Genomic DNA, 19,433 nt, shown 5'->3' with positions numbered 1-19,433 from the left:
GTAAGCCACGTTCAAATCTGCTCCCAACAGGTATGTTCCCAAATCACTGACTGATGCCAGCTCATGTCGCCTTTCTGTACCCGAAATCTATTGGGGAGAAGTCAACGGCTGCTTATCTGATTTTATGCGATTTCTTCGATACTTGCTGTGACTCGGCCCACTGGATGATGAGGTTTTCCGGCTAAATATTGCTGACGGAAATAATGGAAATGTGCGGTTAATCCATCCGCTGCCTGAATATCACCGGCTTGTTGCAGCAGAGCGGCGGCAATCTCTACGGTGCAATGTTGTTCCGGCCGTGGTGCTTCGCGTAGCAGATAATCTGAAGTACCCGCCACATTGAGCGATAGCATCGGTAGACCGGCCAGATAGGGGCTTTTGCGGAACATTTTTTTAGCTTCGTTCCAGGTACCATCCAGTAGAATAAATAATGGAGGTTTATTGCTAATGGGTAATTGATTGAGCACTTGGCGTTCGGGTTCGGCGTATTTTTCCGGAAATACCACATAAGGCTGGCGAGAAGGATCGCGAATAGCGGTGAGTAGCGCAGGTTCAACTTCTGTGCGCGCCCAGAGAAAGGCTTGGGTATCCGGCAGAATATCAGCAATCAGGCGGCCAGTATTACTGGGTTTTAGGGGTTCGGTATCAAACATGATAAGGCAAAAACGGCTGTTGGCTGGTTGTGGCTTGATGGTATCACACAGACAAAAACGCTCAGTCAGCAAGCAGCCTTGGCAGCGAATGGCGCGACAGCCACGGGCACGATAAGCGCGGGTAGATGCGGCTAAACGCTGTTGGCGTAAACGCAGTACGGCATTTTCCGTCGTTATGACCGTAGGCAAAACATGGTCGATATCAGATGATTCAGTCACGACGGACTCCTGAAGAAATAGCGCTATTCTAATTAACCCTTGTACTCAGTCATACCACAAAAGAAAAAACAACGCCCTAACAGAAAACTGTCAGGGCGTGGGCTTTATCGGGTATTTGAGCGCAGCTAAAACACATGCAACTTGAAGTATGGCGGGTATAAATGAGTTAAACTACCCTAGCGGGCAACCGGCTCTACTGATAATTGTTCATCTAACCAATGATCAAAAGGAGCTTTTGGCAATGCGCCGCTTAGCATATCGACCATTTTCCCGTTTCGGTACAGCATAATAGTCGGAATGCTGCGGATACGGAAACGGGCGCTGAGCTCGGGTTCAGCCTCAGTATCTATCTTGACGAAGCGAACTTTTCCGGCGCGCTCTGTGGCTGCATCTTCAAAGATAGGCGCAAAGCTGCGGCAAGGGCCGCACCACGTTGCCCAGAAGTCGATGACCACCGGCAAGTCATCTTGCAGCAGTTTATCCAGTGTTTCGGCGGTGGCGTTAATCACTTCGCCATCAAATAAAGAGTGGCCACAGCGCCCACATTTAGCGCCGTCATCAATACGTTCTTCCGGTAGGCGGTTGGTCGCCATACAAGCTGTACATACCGTATTCATAAATTAGCCTTTATTTAGTATCTCAATAGATAGAAGAGAAACCAGACAGCCAAATATCACTGAATTGTTTCGTTGATGTTATCTATTATGGAGATAAACGAGATAAGTGCCAAAAAGGTTTATTCGATGAATACGATAGTTGTTAGCTTTTAGCGCTTGCTTATGGCTAACCGGGCGGACATCAGGTAATCTTCGCGCCCTGCGCGTTGGTGGAGAAGACAATGAACGATTCATTTAGTGGCAAAAACGGCAAAGTTAAAGTGATGTACGTCCGCAGTGACGAAAACAGCAGCGACGACCGTAACAGCAATAACCGGGGTAAAAACCCGCGTCCGGCAGGCAAAGGTCGTCCGGGTGATAATGCGGGTCGGGGCAGTTCACCGCGTAATAATGACTCACGTCGTAACGATTCCGGCCGTAATGAACGCGTGAGTCCGAGTCGTCCGGCGCGTTCTGATAGCAGTGGCCCTTACGATTCACCGTGGAAAACCGTGTCTCGTGCGCCATCTGAAGAACCTGAGTTTGATCACGGCGGTATCAGTGGCAAAAGTCATGTGGATCCTGCGCAATTGCGTCGTCAACGGGCTGAAGAGACACGCGTTTATGGCGAAAATGCCTGTAAAGCGCTGTTTGAAAGCCGCCCTGATGCTATCGTGCGTGCCTGGTTTGTGCAGTCCGTGACGCCACGTTTTCGCGACGCGCTGAAATGGATGGCGGCTAACCGCAAGGCTTACCATGTGGTTGAAGAAGATGAACTGGCAAAAGCGTCTGGCACTGAACACCACGGTGGCGTGTGCTTCCTGATTAAAAAACGTCAGGGCTTGGATGCAGAAACTTATCTGCAACAGCAGACTCAGGCGAAAGATTGTGTTCTGGCACTGGAAGACGTGGGTAACCCACATAATCTGGGTGGCATTATGCGTACTTGTGCGCACTTTGGTATTAACGGTGTGTTGCTGCAAGACCCGGCGATGCTAGAGTCAGGTGCGGCAGTTCGTACCGCAGAAGGCGGTGCGGAGCATATCAAAGCAATCAATGCTGATGATTTCCTCTCGGTGCTGGATACCTTCCGTAAAGCCGGTTACACCATCGTGACGACCTCAAGCCATAAAGGTGTCAGCCTGTCAAAAGCTGAACTGCCAGCCAAAATGGTGCTGGTATTAGGGCAAGAGAGTGATGGCCTGACCGACAGCGCCTGGCAGCAGGGTGATGTGAGTGTGTCTATCGGTGGTACGGGCAAAGTCGAAAGTTTGAATGTGTCTGTCGCGACCGGTATTCTCCTGGCAGAGTGGTGGCGTCAAAATACCCTGCGTCCTTGAAGCCGCAGGGGTGTTAGCGGCGCTCACACACCCGAATCACTTACTTGAGTAAGCTCATCGGAATGTGTTTGCTGGCTGCCTACCTGCAACTCCAATGACTTTGGGTATATATAACTGAACCATAAAATAAAAAAGGGCGCTGATGATAAGTCAGCGCCCTTTTTGTTGCTCAGCATTGCCCTGTTAGTGGGCACCGCCGCCGCCTCCACCGGAGGTAAATGGCGGTTTTGCAAACCACACCAGAGCCAGAAGCAACAGGAACACTCCAGCCGAGAGCCAGAAGATCTCATTGGCAGAGATAATCAGCCCCTGATTGGTAATTTCCCGCGCCAAATAAGCCGACGCTTGCTGCTGGTTCATCCCCAGTTTTTCCAACTCATGATAAGTCTGCGTGGCATTTGGGTTGAATGGATTAACAAACTCCGTCAACTGCGCATGGTGCATCGATTCTCTTTGCGTCCACAAGGTGGTGGTGATTGAGGTACCAATCGACCCGGCCAGTGTTCGCAGGAAGTTAGACAAACTGGATGCTGCCGCCATTCGTTCCGGTGGCAAGCCAGATAATGTAATAGCGGTCAACGGCATAAAGAAGCAGGCTATCGCAAAACCTTGTACAAACTGCGGCCACGCCGAGGCCCCAAAATCCATTCCCGGTTCGAATGTGTAAGCCCGCCAGTAGAAACAAACCGCATACATAATGAAGCTGAATGTGACTAGCTGTCGCATATCAATTCGATGCGAGAAACGCCCAATGATGGGTGACAGCAACACCGGCAAGATCCCCACTGGTGCTGACGCCAGGCCGGCCCAGGTGGCGGTATAGCCATATACCTCCTGTAGTAACTGGGGCAGTAATACAATTGCGCCAAAGTACAACATATAGGCCAGGCTGATACATAAACAACCGATGGTAAAGTTTCTCGATTTGAATAATGACAAATCGATAACGGGGTGGTCGTCGGTCAGCTCCCACACGATCAGGAAGGTAATAGCAATTACGGCAATCACTGTCAGGACGATTATCTCGGTCGAGTTAAACCAATCCAGCTCCTTGCCTTGGTCGAGCATGATTTGCAACGCACCGATACCCACTACCAATAACACCAATCCCACGGTATCAATCGGTTTGATTTCGGTTTTAGTCTCTCGCCCTTTCAACGTACTGCCCGCCACTAAAATTACTAGCAGCCCGATTGGGATGTTGATAAAGAAGATCCAGCCCCAGTGATAGTTGTCACTGATATAACCGCCGAGGATCGGCCCAAAGATGGGGGCGACAACAATGGTCATCGACCACAATGCCAGGGCCATACTTCGCTTGGCGGGCGGGTAGTTATTCAGAAGCAAGCTTTGTGACAACGGGATCAATGGCCCGGCAACCAGCCCTTGAATGACGCGGAAGAAGATAAGCATCCCCAGACTGTTGGAAATACCACACAACCATGAGGCCAGGGCAAATAACCCGGTTGACCACAGGAACAATCTGACCTCACCGATGCGTTTTGCCAACCAACCGGTGATCGGGATGGAAATCGCATTTGCCACACCGAATGAGGTGATAACCCAGGTGCCTTGGGAGTTGGACGAACCAAGATCTCCGGCAATCGTCGGAATAGCCACGTTAGCAATGGTGGAATCCAGCACCTGCATGAAGGTCGCTAATGATAGCGCGACCGTCATCCAGGCGAGTTGGGCACCTTCAAGCGGTTTTTGTGCCACACTGGCCTCCGGCGCGCTTAACTTGCATTTGCATCAACATTAACCCGCATTCGCATGAACAATGTCGCTAATCATTTGATTCACCGGCGCTAAATCCAGTGACAACGCATTAGTGACAAATGCCGGTTTTTTACGCACGTTTTGCGCTAACACTTGGCCATCTGTATTGGCGGTATCTACCCTCACCGTGGTAGAGAGGCCAATACGTAGCGGATGTTCAGCCAATTGTTTGGCGTCCAGTGCGATACGAACCGGCAAGCGCTGCACCACTTTGATCCAGTTACCGGTGGCATTCTGTGCCGGTAACAGCGAGAAGGCACTGCCCGTTCCCATATCCAGACCCACCACTTTCCCCTGATAAACCACCTCATCACCATAGAAATCAGCGATAACGGTAGCGCTTTGACCGATACGCATATTGGCTAATTGTGTTTCTTTAAAGTTGGCGTCAACCCACATTTCGTTCGCCGGAATCACTGCCATCAATGGCGCACCATTGGCAATTTCAGCACCCACCTGCACACTGCGGCGTGAAACAAAACCGGTGATCGGGCTGACAACCTTGGTGCGTTGCAGGGCGAGCCAGGCATCACGTAGCTTAGCCGCCGCTTGTTCAACCGCCGGTTGTTTTTCCAGCGGTGTATTGAGCACCAGCGCCTGATTACCATTGTATTGTGCAATTGCTACGTCCAATGAAGCCTGTGCTGCATCTACGGCATCACGCGCATGTTGCAGTTCTTCGCGGCCAATAGCATCAACTGAACCCAGTACCACACGGCGTTTCAGGTCATTCTGTGCTTTGCTCAGCTCCGTTTTCTTCAGCGCAATATTGGCCTGATACTGTTTACTATTAATCATAAGCTGGTGGGTTTGGCGCACCGTGTTTGCCAATGCGGTTTTTGCCTGCTCGTAAGCTTGCTCGGCATCGGTTGGATCAAGAGCTAACAGTACATCACCACTTTTAACCCGGTCAGTATTCTCGAAATTGACACTGACGACACTGCCAGGAACCTGCGACATGATCTGCACCTGATTGCCAGAAACATAAGCATTATCAGTCTCTTGGTGATGGCGTAGCACCAGGAACCAATAAATAAGGTAAGCCACCCCAATAATGATAAAAATAACCGTCAGTAGTAGCAGCACGCGTTTACGTTGCTTCTTTTTATTCTGCGGTTGTTGCGGGATTTGAGCTTCCGCGCTTGTACTCATGGTTTTCCCCACATTTATAGTGTTTTATTTTGTGAACTATCACTGACGGGGGCTTGATAGCCGCCACCCAATGAACGGATCAATCCAATCTTGGCCTGCAATAAATTGCTACTGGCGGTAAGCTCTGCTTGCTGCTGCTGTAGATATTGTGATTCGCTGATCAACAGCTCATCACGGCCAATAATCCCTGCCTTATAACGCGCATCGGCGACGCCATAAACCTTCTGCATGGATTGCGATGCTGATATGGCTTGCTGTAGCTGGCGTTGGCTGCTTTGCTGAATCGTGATGGCATCGGCCGTTTCCTGCACCGCATTGAGGATGGTTTGATTGTAGGATTCAACCGCTTCATCATAACGGGCTGATTCCTCGCCTAACTGACTGCGCAGCGCGCCTGCATGGAAAATAGGCAATGAAATAGCCGGAGCAAAGTTCCATGCCTGGCTGGCGGCTTCCAATAAATTAGGGTTGGTGCCCTGGAAGTTGGTGGTAGATAAACCTGCAAATCCGCTAATCGATAGGCTTGGGTAAAACTCTTTACGTGCCGCTTTCACTCGTTGATCATAAGATTCAACCAGTTGGCGCTGGGCGGTAATGTCCGGGCGCTTGCCGAGTAAGTCGGTAGTTAGCTCGCCTTTCGGGGCTAAACGGGTGATTTCAGGCAATGGTATTGGGCGCAGATTTTGCGTACCACTTGGGCCTTGGCCTGTCAGGGCTGCTAACTGATGTTTTAGTTGTTCACCTTGAGATTGCAGTTGAATAATTTGTTGTTTGGCCGTGTCAGCCTGAGCTTGCGTTTGCTGTGGAATTTCAATGCCATAGATACCGGCTTGATATTGCTTAGTGCGCAAATCAGCCAGCCGCTGGTTGTTATCCACTTCCTGCTGCAACACTTTTTGCAGTGCAAAGTTGCTCTGCAACTGGTAATAAACCGATGCCACTGAACTGGTAAGCGTCAGCGCGGCCTGTTGCTGTTCGGCACGAGCGGCATTCACTTGGGCATTAGCGGCATTGACCCGATTGCGATATTTTCCCCACCAATCAAACTCATAGCTGAGATTCAGGCCAAGCTGGTTGGAGGTTTCATACAACGGTTTATTAGGATAAGCCTGCAAAAACGGCTGCAAAGTATTTTGCGAGACTTTTTCCCGTGTGCTGCTGCCGTACAAATCCAGATTTGGGCCATTGGCCGCGTCAGCCTGGCCCATCACACTCTGCGCTTCCCGTACCCGTGCCGCCGCTTGTTTAAGCGAGGGTGAGGTTTGCAGGCTTTGTGTCATCAACGCATCGAGTTGGGCATCTTCCAACACCCGCCACCACTGAGGACTTAATGCCAGCGAGCTGACTTTGGGCTGTGCCAGTTGCAGTTGCTGGTTATCCAACATTTGAGACTGAGGAGCAATATTGTCGCTTGAGGCGCAACCTGCCAGTATTAGCACGGCGAACAGGGGCGCGAGTCTCCAGCTATGTGGGGATGACATAGTGATTTACCTGGATAAAGTTATGTATCTGGATAGAACCGGTGGAATTACTGTTCCGGAACTTCCATTTGATCTAAGCGGACCAGTAACTTACGCGTGAGCGTTTCAAGCTGCTGCTGCTCGTCGGCATCGAGCGTAGACCAGAGAAAGTGCAGACATTTATGTTGTGGTGGAAGGAGTTGATTTAAAAACTCAACACCCGCCTCGGTTAAATGCAAATGCAAGCAACGGCGGTCATTGTGGCTTTCACGGCGTTCAATCCAACCTTTCTTTTCTAACTCGTCAGCAATGCGGGTGGCATTGGTGCGCGAAGAACCGAGTGCAGCACTCAATTCTGACGGTTGAATACTGTGACTTTCCTGAGCATCCAGCGTAATTAATGCCATAAACAGGGTCTCGTTGATCCCTTGTGCTTTAAGCATTTTGTTACGGTTTTCGAGTAATTTACTGTGCATATGCATACACAAACGCGTCAACAGAATCTCTTGATAAGGGAAATCTTTCTGACGTTTTGCACGAAAATTAAGCATTTGTTCGATGGGCGTGAACGAACTTTCCATTATAAGGAGCCTCATTAGTTTCAAACGGTACAGTAACGATAGTTACTAATAATGTAAACGGTATAATACGATAAAAATTTAGCAATTCGTGTTATTCAATCGTGGTGTGTGAGCAATTAGTATTAATAAATGTAGGGATATTGTGTTTTTGCTCATAATTCGGTCAATTTATTAGCCAAGAATCATTAGTAACTTGAATGTCAGGCCATAACTGAGTGCGCCGAATAATGTGGCGAAAATGATACTGTTGGTTTTGTAAAAGTATCCGCAGATAACCAAAAAACCAATTAATGTGGGAAGTAATTTCTGCGGGTTATGCACGATTTCCGGTGCGCTGGAAACCACCAATAATGCGCAAATAGAGGCAATGCCAATGCTGTCTAGCAACAGCGAGATTTTCCCCCGTGGCAATCCGGCTTGCTTGCGCGCTGGCCCGAGTCGCAGCGGTAAATAGCGAAATAAGTAATTTACCGTTCCCACCACTAGGCCAATGATCAAAACCTCACTGTTCATGGTGTTGGCTCCTGTTCGTTATTCTCATGTTGTTCTGTTACTGCTTCAGGAGCGGATTGCAGCAGGGTGGCTAGGCAACCCCCCCCGATCCCGGCCAAAATAGCCACTGGAATAGAGAACAACAGTGCGCCCAACAAGGCTCCGGTCAGCGAGGCAATGACGGTTAGGCTGTATTGGCGCTTAAATGAGGCCAGCAGGAAGCTGAGAAATAACGCCGGTAGCATAAAGGAGAGGGAAGCTTCGATAGCCGGATAATTATCCAACGGCCCATTACCAAACATCGCACCAATAGCTGTGCCTGCTACCCAGGATAGCCACGAAGTGAACGCGATACCGAGCATCCAGTTCTCGCTCCAGCGTCTTTGGTCTTTCATTAGCTTGGTGGTTGCAGCGGCAAACACTTCATCGGTCAAGCCGAAAGCCCACAGGGCGGTTTTTTTGCCAGATAATTTTGCCAGAATGCGGTGTTTAAGTGCCGGCCCGTACAAAATATGGCGAACATCCATCGCCATCACGGTCAAGGCGGAAACCCACAGTGACATTCCCGCGCTGAGCAGGGCGGTGATAACGAATTGGCTGGCTCCGGCATAAATAATGCAAGAAAAGAAAATGCTTTCCAGCGGTGTAAACCCCAGCTTTACTGAACTCAAACCAAAGGCGAAAGCCACAGGTAAGTAGCCGATAACAATGGGCAGGCTATCGGTAACGCCCTCGATAAAGGTGGCAGTCGACCGCGTCGCTGGCGGGGCGTTGGTGATTGGGTTTGGCATAAGATTTTTGGGTTACAGGGCGAAATAATACGTAAGGTAACATTACCAGAGTGGTTATTGTCTTAATACCCTACAACCCAAATTTATATCTATATTGATTATTAGTTAGGTAATTAATAATTATTCGACTGGCTGATCTGCCGCAGGATCAAAGCGTTTACCGGCCAGCCAAGTGATGATATTCAGTATGCACAGGACTAAACCTGCCAGCGCCACACCATACCAGCCTGCATGTTGATATGCGGCGGCTGAAATCATCGAACCTAATGCACCGCCGATAAAATACGTAGTCATATAACCGGCGGTTAACCGATTGCGGGCTTCCGGCATCATACGATATATCACGCTCTGATTGGTGACATGCACCCCCTGTACCGCCAGATCCAGCACCACAATTCCGATAATCAGCGCGATAACTGAGTGCTGACCAAGCGCTACCGGTATCCATGACAGTAGTAGTAAGCCCAAGCTAACGCTGGTGGTAATACGTGCTTTACCTTTATCGGCTAATTGACCGGCTTTCGTCGCCATTAACGCACCGGCGGCACCGACCAAACCAAATAGCCCGATGGTCGCTTCTGAGTAGCCGAATGGGGGAGAGGCCAGTAAGAAGGCCATTGAGGTCCACAACACACTAAAGTTGGCAAACGACAACGCACCGAGCAAGGCGCGGGTGCGCAATACTGGCGTGCGGATAAACAGTGAGAATATCGATCCCAGCAGTTGGCCGTAATTCAAACCGGTATGTTGTTTATAGCGTGGCAAGTAGCGCCACAGGACTAATGCCATCACGAACATCAATGCACTGGCAACCCAATAAATTGTGCGCCAGCCACCAATAGAAGCTAATGCGCCCGCCACCGTTCGCGCCAACAAAATTCCCAGTAGTAGGCCGCTCATGATAATCCCGACCACTTTGCCGCGTTTTTCTGGGCTAGCCAGTGTTGCCGCCAGTGGAACCAACAATTGAGCCACCACTGAGAACAAACCGGTGAGAGCGGTGCCGATAATCATCATGGTGAGGTTTTGCGACATGGCAGTAATCAACATGCCGCCTGCGGCCAGCAGAGTCATAGCGACAATCAACCCGCGCCGTTCAAACATATCACCCAGTGGCACCAGAAACATTAGCCCCACCGCATAACCTAACTGGGCGGCCGTGACGATAAAACCAGCCTGATTGACCGAAAGATTAAAGGCTTGTGCGATGGTTTCCAGTAATGGCTGGGCGTAATAGTTACTGGCAACCGCCAGCCCGGTAGCGACCGACATCAACACGATCAATGCCGGACTTAAACCGGCGTTTTCAGCTTTTTGCATCATGGGAGAGACTGTTCTTATTTGAGAAAAGCGACAGGCGATAGTATTAGATAATTAATAATGATAATCAAAGTTATTATTTTTAGTTGATGAATTTTAAATAAGCGGCTGGCGGTAGCAAATACGACCTGGTCCCTGAAGGGCAACGTGCCGTATCGGTTGGTTTTTACACCAATAAAAACTTGTCGCCATCCCGCCATGCGGGGAATGCTTTCCGATAACTCAGCAGTGCTTTCAATGATAATTCCGCATCCAGTCGTGCCGCTTGCCCCGGTTCTGTCTGGGCCAGAATTTCGCCTAGGGCATCCAAAATCACACTATCACCCTGATAGTAATGACCATTATCATCATCACCAACCCGATTGCAGCCAGCGACATAAGCCTGATTTTCTATTGCTCGCGCCGCCAGTAGAGTTTGCCAATGTTTAGCTCGCGCGGCAGGCCAGTTAGCGACATACAGGGCTAAATCATAATCTTGCTGATTGCGCGACCACACCGGAAAGCGCAGGTCATAACAGACTTGCGGCAGAATTCGCCAGCCGCGCCACTCTACAATTTTTCGCTCTTTTCCCGCCTGATAGTGATGGTGCTCACCAGCCATGCGGAATAAGTGGCGTTTGTCATAGTGATGGATTATCCCATCCGGCTGCACCAACAGAAAACGGTTAACCGCGCCGTCAGGGGTATTCAGTGCTACGCTGCCGCCAATCAGGGCATCGGTGCGCACCGACCAATGGCGTAACCAATCAATGACCTCAGTTTCTGGCAATGCATTTTCAGCGGCATTCATGGCAAAACCGGTGGTAAACATTTCCGGCAATATAATCACATCACGCTGCTGTATGGGTTCCAGCAGCATGGCAAAGTGACGTAGATTCGCCTGAGCATCCAGCCACACCAGCGGTTGTTGCAGCAGAGTCAATTTTAAAGTTGACACAATCGCTCCGCAGCGGCATCCAGCGTGGCATCCTGTTTGGCGAAGCACAACCGGATCAATTTATGCGGGAACGGGCCTGCGCAGAATACTGATAACGGTATCGCGGCCACACCTACGTGTTCGGTGAGCCATTGGCAGAACTCAACATCGTCGAGATCAGAAATAGCGCTGTAGTCGGCCAACAAGAAATAGGTTCCTTCACTGGGCAGAATGTTGAATCGGCTGGCAGACAGCGCCTTGACGAATCGATCGCGGCGCGCGCGGTAGAATTCCGGCAATTGTTGCCAATGTTCCGGTTCGCTATTAAGCATGTCCGCCAGTGCTAACTGGACTGGAGTGCACACCGAAAATGTCAAATATTGGTGAATTTTGCGCACTTCGGCACTGATCGCGGCGGGGGCGATGCAATAACCTGCTTTCCAGCCGGTCATATGAAAAGTTTTGCCGAAAGAGGAAACCGCAATGGCCCGCTGGCGTAATTGTGGGTGGGCCAACACACTGGCATGGCCTGCCGCGCTGAAACAGATGTGTTCGTATACTTCATCACTGAGAACATAAATATTGCGTTCAGCAATCACTTGCCACAATTGTTCAAAATCTGCTGCGCGCCAAACTGTCGCCGAGGGGTTATGTGGCGTATTCACAATCACCAATCGGGTGCGTTCAGAGATCAAATCGGCAAACTCGGCCCAGTCGGTGTTGAATGCGGGAGGTTTAAGCGCAATGCGTTTGAGTATTCCGCCAGCCAATTTAACCACTGGGGCATAACTGTCATAGCTGGGATCAAAGCAAATCACTTCGTCGCCTGGGCGTACCAGCGCGGTAATGGCGGCAAATAGCGCTTCACTGGCACCGGTGGTCACGGTGACTTCGCTTTCAGCATCGGGCTGCCAGCCATAGATTTTAGCCGTTTTCTCAGCAATAGCATGGCGCAGCGGAGCCACACCAATCATCGGGGCATATTGGTTTGCGCCCTGGCTGACATGATAGGCCAATCGTTGTTTCAGGTAATCAGGGCCATCAAAATCAGGGAAGCCCTGCGACAGGTTAATTGCCTGATGTTTTTGCGCCAATGTACTCATTTGCGTAAAGATTGTGGTGCCCTGTGCAGGTAATTTACTGTCTGGAATAAAAGATAACGTGCTCATGGCGGATGAATACTCCCGACGCTGTTATGTTGCCGTTAATATAACACGATGTTAATATTTGGCAATCGAGACGCTTAGATGGTTAAACGGCTAAACGACGAAGTTGACTAAGCATGAGTGAAAAATGTGCTTAGAATAATCGTCTGGCTGATTGCAGTGGCAAAATGCGCTGGCATACCAACACCACAACAGGGATATGCAATGACAGAAAATGTACAACTCGGCGCGCTGCTAGCCGCCTGCCACTGGATTGGCGAGAAGGGCTGGTGTCCAGCGACCGGCGGCAATATGTCCCTGCGACTGGACTCCGCTCAATGCTTGGTTACGGAGTCGGGCAAAGATAAAGGGAGTTTGACCGCTGATGATTTTTTGCTGGTGGAGACGGGCAATAACCATGTCCCCAGCGGGCGCACCCCGTCAGCGGAAACGGGTCTGCATACCCTGCTTTATCGGTTGTACCCTGAAATCAATGCGGTATTACATACTCACTCGGTGAATGCTACGGTGCTATCGCGCGTCGAGCGTAGCAATGAGTTGGTATTGCACGGCTACGAGATGCAGAAATCCCTCTCAGGGCAACGCAGTCATCTGGATAGCGTGGTGATCCCGATCTTCGATAATGATCAGGATATCCCGGCCTTGGCACAGCGAGTTGCCGCGCTGGCTGATAATCATCCATTACGTTATGGCTTTTTGGTCCGTGGGCATGGTTTGTATTGTTGGGGAAATAGTGTGTCTGAAGCCCGCCGTCATTTGGAAGGGCTGGAGTTTTTGTTCCAGTGTGAACTGCAACGCCGTCTATTGGATGCCAATTTTAAACTGGGGGCAAAATGATTCAGGCAATAGTGACCGATATTGAAGGCACCACTACCGACATCCGCTTTGTCCACCAAGTGTTGTTTCCCTATGCTCGTGAGCGGCTGACGCCTTTTTTACGTCAACATCAGCAGGATGAAGAGGTTGCGAGCGCATTACTCAGCTTGCAGCGCGAGATTGAGCAACCGGATGCAGATAGTGAAACGCTGATTGCCACATTGCACAGTTTTATGGATGAAGACCGCAAATCTACTGCGCTAAAAGCCATTCAGGGCATTATTTGGCGCAGCGGTTATCTGCAAGGTGATTTTCGTGGCCATCTGTACCCCGATGTTGCGCCGCAACTGGCTGATTGGCAGCAGCAAGGGCTGAAGTTGTATGTCTATTCATCCGGTTCGGTTGATGCTCAGAAATTATTGTTTGGTTACAGTGATGCCGGTGATTTACAGCCATTATTCAGTGGTTATTTTGATACCCATGTTGGGGCAAAGCGCGAAGTGAGCGCTTACCTGAATATTGCCAATCAGTTGGCTATTACCCCGCAAGCATTGCTGTTTTTATCTGATATTCGCCAGGAATTGGATGCCGCACAGCTTGCCGGTTGGCAGACTTGTCAGTTTATTCGAGATCTTCCCGACAGCGAAAGCCGTCATCCCCAGGTCAGCCGTTTTGATGAAATAGACATAGAGGGTTTTACAGCATGAGCGGATTAACCATTTTTAGTGATAAGCAGCCAGAACAGCCGCTGTGGCAAAGCCGCGATGCTGAGGAAATTCAACAGCAATTGACCGCTATTGGCGTACGATTTGAGCGCTGGCAGGCGGATCGCGAACTGGGCGAGAACCCACAACCGGACGCGGTGATTGCAGCGTATCAGCATGAAATTGATCGATTGGTCGCGGAAAAGGGCTATCAGAGCTGGGATGTGATCAGTATGCGTCCTGATAATGCGCAGCGTGAAGTCTTGCGCGAGAAATTCTTATCCGAACATACCCACGGTGAAGATGAAGTGCGTTTCTTTGTCGAAGGAGCCGGGTTATTTTGCTTGCATCTCAATAACAAAATTTACCAAATTCTTTGTGAAAAGAATGATTTACTGTCAGTTCCAGCGGATACACCGCATTGGTTTGATATGGGGTCTAAACCGAATTTTACCGCTATTCGGGTATTTGATAATCCAGAGGGTTGGGTGGCGCGTTTTACCGGCGATAAGATTGCCGATGCCTACCCGCGCTTAGACTAAAATACAAAACCTATATTAGTTAGCACGGGGACTGGCGGGGTGACTGCACCGATGGGCGCTCCGGCGGCGCACGCCGCTACGACCCATCCGGCACATTTCCCCGCTTATCAATATTGTTAACAGGATAAAATTTCAAATACGGCTAATTCTTGGGCTGGAAGAATCCTGTGGTGACTTGTTCTGGCGTGATAACACCGCTATCTAGCACCCAGCCACTGATTAATGCGGCTGGGGTAACATCAAACGCCGGGTTATACACCGGCGCATTCGCAGGCGCCCACTGGCAATGGCCGAAACCGCCGGATACCCCTTTGACTTCGCTGGCATCCCGTTGCTCTATGGGGATGGCCGCGCCATTCGGGCAGTTAGGATCATGGGTGGTATGTGGGGCCGCTACATAGAATGGAATACGGTGATAATGCGCCAATACAGCCAAACTGTAGGTGCCTATTTTATTGGCTATATCGCCATTCGCCGCAATGCGATCAGCGCCCACCCAGACAGCATCAACTTTGCCCTGTGCCATCAGGCTGGCGGCCATCGAATCACAAATTAATTGATAGGGAATCCCTAATTCGCCGAGTTCCCAAGCGGTTAAGCGGCCACCTTGTAGCAATGGGCGGGTTTCATCTACCCACACCTGCTTGATCTTACCTTGCTGATGCGCTTTCAGTAGCACGCCGATGGCCGTACCAATGCCCGCAGTGGCGAGCCCGCCGGTGTTGCAGTGGGTGAGTAAGTTGCTGCCAGGCTTAACCAATTGCACCCCATGTTGGGCAATCTGCTCACATAACTCGCGGTCTTCCTCGACCAGACGCAATGCTTCGTGAGTCATGGCTGCGACCCAATTAGCTTGCAATAACGCCTGTTGCATCCGCGCCAGATTATTCATTAAATTCACGGCGGTTGGACGCGATTCCCGCAGCGCAATCAGTGCTTGTTCAAGCTGGGCTTGCGGCAAACCGCGATCGGCCAACAAAGCCAACAGCAGGCTGGCAGATAAACCAATCAATGGTGCGCCACGTACACGCAGTGCTTGAATATGCTCAATCAGCAATTCTACCGTATTGGCAGCTAGCCATTCCTGGCGCTGTGGTAAGGCCTGTTGGTCAAGTATCCACAGCTTCCCATCAACAATCTTTAAGCTGGTCGTTTGTAAATCAAGCGTGTTAAGCGTCTGCATTGTCAGTTAAATCCATGTTGCGTTATTGCATCTGGTTTCTTATTCTGCCAACATAACTTACGGATGTATGGACGTCTACATGGTTTTACGCCTAAATGCGTTTTTTTGCTCGAACAGGGAATGATTTCACGGCTAAGCAAATGACTGGCGGTGAGTGAATCTGAATCAGATAAAGAATAATGAGGTTAAAGATGTCGCGCTACCATACATTTACTGCTGCGGATGCCGTTGAATATGCTCGCCAATTTGGTCAGGTAGCTGACCCGCAATCTTTAGTCACTGCCGATGAGATTGGCGATGGGAATCTCAACCTGGTATTTAAAATCCGTGATGCTACCGGGATTAGCCGGGTGATTGTTAAACAAGCACTGCCTTATGTGCGTTGTGTGGGCGAGTCTTGGCCGCTGACCTTGGATCGCGCCAGAATTGAAGCAGAAACTCTGTTAACCCACAGCCAATTTTGCCCACAACATACGGTTACTGTTCTGCATCACGATGCAGAGCTGGCGGTGATGGTTCAGGAGGACTTATCTGATCACGAAATCTGGCGCAGTGAATTGATTCAGGGTAAATATTATCCTCAGGCCGCAGCACAACTGGCTGAATATTTAGCGCAAACCTTATTCCATACATCCGATTTTTATCAGTCGGCCCAAGCTAAAAAGGCCGCAGTCAGCCGCTATACCAACCCGGAATTGTGCCAAATTACCGAAGATTTGTTCTTTACTGATCCCTACATTGATCATGATCGTAATAATTTCGATCCGGCGTTATTACCTGAGGTGCTGGCATTACGTCAGGATAATGCACTCAAGTTGGCGGTCGCTTCGCTAAAACACCGCTTTTTGAGCAAAGCCGAAGCATTGCTGCACGGTGATATTCACAGCGGTTCTCTTTTTGTTGCTGAGGGGCGGCTGAAAGCCATCGATGCCGAGTTTGGTTTCTATGGCCCGATAGGTTTTGATGTGGGCACCGCACTGGGTAATTTACTGCTTAACTACTGTGGTTTACCGGGGTTAGCTGGCCCAAGGGATGCAGCGGCGGGCCGTGAACAGCGGTTGAAAGATATTCATATTTTGTGGGAAACCTTCGCCCACCGTTTTCTGGCATTAAGCGAGGAAAAAACACAAGATTCAGCGCTCGCAACGGCGGGTTACGCCCAGCTATTTCTACAGCAGGTTTGGCAAGATGCAGTGGGATATTGTGGTAGTGAATTGATTCGACGCACCATTGGGTTGGCCCATGTGGCTGATCTGGATAGTATCGCTGATGATGAGATGCGCAGGACATGCCAGCGCCACGCACTAAGTTTGGGGCGAACCTTGATATTAGCCGCATTACACATTGATGGTATTGATGATTTAATTGCTCGCATTCGACAGAATGGATGATAAATTTATTAATGTAATAGCATGATTAATAATATTAAAGATAATATAAGAACCCCGTTCAGTCATGCGGGTTTTATTATTATTTGTCTGCTGCATGGTGCTTTTTATAACGTCTTGTTTGGCTTTTTGGTAGGTTCTCGCGTGACCATAGAGTTGGCTTATCTGTTAATTTTTTATATTTCACTAACTTATGTTATGGGATTTGCATTTCTGTAGTATATGGCTATTTGAATAATTATTTTATATTTAAAGTAATTATTCTTTCATGTCGATAATACTATATCAACCATAAATAACTATTTGTGACAAATAAGCTGTGGCTACTAGGCTGAAGCAGCAAAGAACGACTGTTTTGATGTTTATTTCTATCTCTCGATCTTATTGGGATTTATTTTAATGTGCTTTCATAAAAGTATTTACTTGCTAATTAAAAATAACTAACTATGCGGGCCAGTATTAAACAACAAGGGTTTGTATTGTTTTAGCTGGCGTTTTAATCATGTTAAGCAGGCATGTTTTATGCGATATCTTTATTATCCAGCAGTGCTACGGTGCCAGTTCCAATTGAAATTCTGTGTAATATTGTTTGTTCTTTTTTTTTGCTCACAGTTAATTGCTGCCCCTCGGGTAATACGTGTGCCAAATGCTGGTACGATTAGTAATGAAATACGGCAAACAACAATAGAACCATTACGTGCACCAGAAGAGGCGGAAATTAATCTCCCACCTTTGGCTTCTTCTGTGTTATCAGAACGCTCTAATACGTCTGGCACCATCATTTTACGTGAGGTCAAGTTTGAGGGGGATATCCAGTTATTGCACTCGGGTAACGTAAATAATAAAGCCTTACCAGGCGTGATTAAGCCTTGGATCGGCCAGCGATTAACCTTTAATGATTTACAGGCTATGACGTTGGCTGTAACTCGTTTTTACCGACAGCAAGGCTGGGTTGCTGCTCAGGCTATATTACCGCCCCAGGCAGTTCATGGGGGCATTGTTGTCGTGCGTATTATTGCTGGCAGATTAGATAAACCAGAAGTAAATAATCAGAGCCGGTTGAGCACCCGATTTGCTACTGCTGTGATTGAAAGTAATAGTTGCAGCAAAGAAGTCGGTTTTTTAGGTGGGAAAGATTGCACGGCTTCTCTGGCTGAATTATCCCGCCTGGAACGTACAGCCCTCATACTTAATGAAATACCCGGAGTTGATGCTTCTTTAGCATTAAAACCGGGCACTCAATCAGGAATGACTCGAGTGTATGCTGATATTACCCCCGGTCAAACTGCGATGGGTTATCTCGGTGTAGATAATCAGGGGAATGATTACTCTGGTCACAATCGCTTATTAGCAGGTGGTGCGCTAAATAATATGACTGGTTGGGGTGATCAATTACGGGCCGATTTTATTTTATCCAGTTCGGCAGATGTTTTTAGCGGTTTGCTGGATTACAATTTTCCTATTAATAGTTACGGTACGCGTGCAGCACTTAATTATAGTCATCTAAATTATACCCTAACAGGGCCGTTTGACCCATTAGATGCTCATGGTTATTTCGATAGCTGGGGGATTAATTTACGTCATCCGTGGATACGTAATTCGGCGGTGAGAATTGATGTGAGTGCTGGTTATTATCAGTCGAGAATGCGTGACTCACTCATTATGTTGCCAGAACAAAAACGCAATCTGAATGCCGGTGAGTTTGGTATTGATGGAACTTTTGCTGCGGTATCCCGTGGGCTTAGTAATTTCAATTTGCTGGGAACAACGGGTCACTTGACGCTGGATGACGAATTCAGTCAAAGCATGAACTCCTTGACGGGCATTGACGGTACTTTTGGCCGCTTTAATTATCGTGTTGGTCATGATCAGGGCTTTGGCTCTGACTTCTCTTTCTTCAATCAATTCACTGGCCAAATGGCTAGCAAAAACCTCGATAGCTCGCAAAAACTGTTGCTGGGTGGGCCACTCGCAGTTCGGGCCTATGGCATCGGCGAGGGTGCGGTGGATAAAGGCACATTTTTCACCACTGAATTACGTGCCCGTTGGTTGCCTCCACTGCCACTCTGGGCTGGGGCAGGAAATCAAGTCACGTTTGCCGCATTTTTTGACCAAGGTTGGGGGAGTTATTATCGCCAGCCTATCGAGGGCCTGGCAGGAAATAATATCAACCTGTCTGGTTTTGGTGCCTATATCACTCTCTCTCGTCCGGCAGATTATTCCCTGAATCTGACCTGGGCACATCGAACCGGCCAGGCCGCAACTCCTCAACCGGATAACGATCAATTATGGCTTAGCGCTTACAAGATGTTCTAGCGCTGATCGGCATATTTGT

At 49.1% G+C, this 19,433-nt stretch carries 18 protein-coding genes; 6 read left to right on the top strand and 12 right to left on the bottom strand.

Annotated elements, in window-relative coordinates; translation table 11 throughout:
• Positions 1-122: 122 nt before the first annotated feature.
• Positions 123-872, bottom strand: a complete 750-nt coding sequence (locus AT01_RS07655; RefSeq protein WP_004704062.1) for a tRNA-uridine aminocarboxypropyltransferase — start codon at positions 870-872, stop codon at positions 123-125.
• A gap of 176 nt (positions 873-1,048) precedes the next feature.
• Positions 1,049-1,489, bottom strand: coding sequence for a thioredoxin TrxC (gene trxC / locus AT01_RS07650; protein ID WP_042546705.1), 441 nt, complete (start codon positions 1,487-1,489; stop codon positions 1,049-1,051).
• Between the two features lie 221 nt (positions 1,490-1,710).
• Between trxC and AT01_RS07645 the strand changes: the two genes are divergently transcribed.
• Entirely contained in the window at positions 1,711-2,808 is a 1,098-nt protein-coding gene (locus tag AT01_RS07645; protein WP_042546704.1) for a tRNA/rRNA methyltransferase, read from the top strand.
• Positions 2,809-2,991: 183 nt separating this feature from the next.
• Here the strand turns inward: AT01_RS07645 and emrB are convergent, their stop codons facing one another.
• The 9 genes from emrB to AT01_RS07600 all read right to left on the bottom strand — a co-directional run bounded on the left by emrB (position 2,992) and on the right by AT01_RS07600 (position 12,468).
• Positions 2,992-4,527 (bottom strand): multidrug efflux MFS transporter permease subunit EmrB, encoded by a 1,536-nt coding sequence (gene emrB, locus AT01_RS07640; RefSeq protein WP_004704058.1) that lies wholly within the window; start codon positions 4,525-4,527, stop codon positions 2,992-2,994.
• A gap of 39 nt (positions 4,528-4,566) precedes the next feature.
• Entirely contained in the window at positions 4,567-5,739 is a 1,173-nt protein-coding gene (gene emrA, locus AT01_RS07635; RefSeq protein WP_042546703.1) for a multidrug efflux MFS transporter periplasmic adaptor subunit EmrA, read from the bottom strand.
• A 14-nt stretch (positions 5,740-5,753) separates the two neighbouring features.
• On the bottom strand, positions 5,754-7,220 hold the full coding sequence (locus AT01_RS07630; RefSeq protein WP_042546702.1) for an efflux transporter outer membrane subunit: 1,467 nt from the start codon (positions 7,218-7,220) through the stop codon (positions 5,754-5,756).
• Positions 7,221-7,267: 47 nt separating this feature from the next.
• The gene (gene mprA, locus AT01_RS07625; RefSeq protein WP_004704055.1) at positions 7,268-7,780 is read right to left on the bottom strand and encodes a transcriptional repressor MprA; all 513 of its coding nucleotides are present in this window, start codon (positions 7,778-7,780) and stop codon (positions 7,268-7,270) included.
• 171 nt (positions 7,781-7,951) lie between these two features.
• Positions 7,952-8,293, bottom strand: coding sequence for an L-valine transporter subunit YgaH (ygaH, locus tag AT01_RS07620; protein ID WP_042546701.1), 342 nt, complete (start codon positions 8,291-8,293; stop codon positions 7,952-7,954).
• Positions 8,290-9,063, bottom strand: coding sequence for an AzlC family ABC transporter permease (locus AT01_RS07615; RefSeq protein ID WP_042546700.1), 774 nt, complete (start codon positions 9,061-9,063; stop codon positions 8,290-8,292). The genes ygaH and AT01_RS07615 overlap by 4 nt, the downstream gene beginning before the upstream one ends.
• 120 nt (positions 9,064-9,183) lie before the next feature.
• On the bottom strand, positions 9,184-10,383 hold the full coding sequence (locus AT01_RS07610) for an MFS transporter (protein WP_144404980.1): 1,200 nt from the start codon (positions 10,381-10,383) through the stop codon (positions 9,184-9,186).
• 166 nt (positions 10,384-10,549) lie between these two features.
• The gene (locus tag AT01_RS07605; protein WP_042546698.1) at positions 10,550-11,320 is read right to left on the bottom strand and encodes an amidohydrolase; all 771 of its coding nucleotides are present in this window, start codon (positions 11,318-11,320) and stop codon (positions 10,550-10,552) included.
• Entirely contained in the window at positions 11,308-12,468 is a 1,161-nt protein-coding gene (locus AT01_RS07600; RefSeq protein WP_042546697.1) for a pyridoxal phosphate-dependent aminotransferase, read from the bottom strand. The genes AT01_RS07605 and AT01_RS07600 overlap by 13 nt, the downstream gene beginning before the upstream one ends.
• A 201-nt stretch (positions 12,469-12,669) precedes the next feature.
• On the opposite strand from AT01_RS07600, the gene AT01_RS07595 reads away from it, so the two are divergent.
• Genes AT01_RS07595 through AT01_RS07585 form a run of 3 tightly spaced genes read left to right on the top strand, consistent with a single transcriptional unit; the run spans position 12,670 to position 14,527 of the window.
• Complete coding sequence (locus AT01_RS07595) at positions 12,670-13,302, top strand: methylthioribulose 1-phosphate dehydratase (protein WP_042546696.1); 633 nt, start codon at positions 12,670-12,672, stop codon at positions 13,300-13,302.
• On the top strand, positions 13,299-13,988 hold the full coding sequence (gene mtnC / locus AT01_RS07590) for an acireductone synthase (protein ID WP_042546695.1): 690 nt from the start codon (positions 13,299-13,301) through the stop codon (positions 13,986-13,988). The genes AT01_RS07595 and mtnC overlap by 4 nt, the downstream gene beginning before the upstream one ends.
• Positions 13,985-14,527, top strand: a complete 543-nt coding sequence (locus AT01_RS07585) for a 1,2-dihydroxy-3-keto-5-methylthiopentene dioxygenase (protein ID WP_042546694.1) — start codon at positions 13,985-13,987, stop codon at positions 14,525-14,527. The genes mtnC and AT01_RS07585 overlap by 4 nt, the downstream gene beginning before the upstream one ends.
• A 142-nt stretch (positions 14,528-14,669) precedes the next feature.
• Here AT01_RS07585 and mtnA read toward each other — a convergent pair whose 3' ends face one another.
• A complete protein-coding gene (gene mtnA / locus AT01_RS07580; protein WP_042546693.1) occupies positions 14,670-15,710 on the bottom strand; it encodes an S-methyl-5-thioribose-1-phosphate isomerase in 1,041 nt (346 codons plus the stop codon).
• Between the two features lie 191 nt (positions 15,711-15,901).
• Here mtnA and mtnK point away from each other — a divergent pair, with 191 nt between their 5' ends.
• Positions 15,902-17,101, top strand: a complete 1,200-nt coding sequence (gene mtnK / locus AT01_RS07575; RefSeq protein WP_042546692.1) for an S-methyl-5-thioribose kinase — start codon at positions 15,902-15,904, stop codon at positions 17,099-17,101.
• Positions 17,102-17,620: 519 nt separating this feature from the next.
• Complete coding sequence (locus tag AT01_RS07565; RefSeq protein WP_042546690.1) at positions 17,621-19,414, top strand: ShlB/FhaC/HecB family hemolysin secretion/activation protein; 1,794 nt, start codon at positions 17,621-17,623, stop codon at positions 19,412-19,414.
• Positions 19,415-19,433: the final 19 nt, after the last annotated feature.

Source organism: Yersinia aldovae 670-83, assembly GCF_000834395.1.
Classification (GTDB): Bacteria; Pseudomonadota; Gammaproteobacteria; order Enterobacterales; family Enterobacteriaceae; genus Yersinia; species Yersinia aldovae.
The sequence above is the reverse complement of the archived record's forward strand: the minus strand, read 5'-3'. Positions and strand labels throughout refer to the sequence as shown.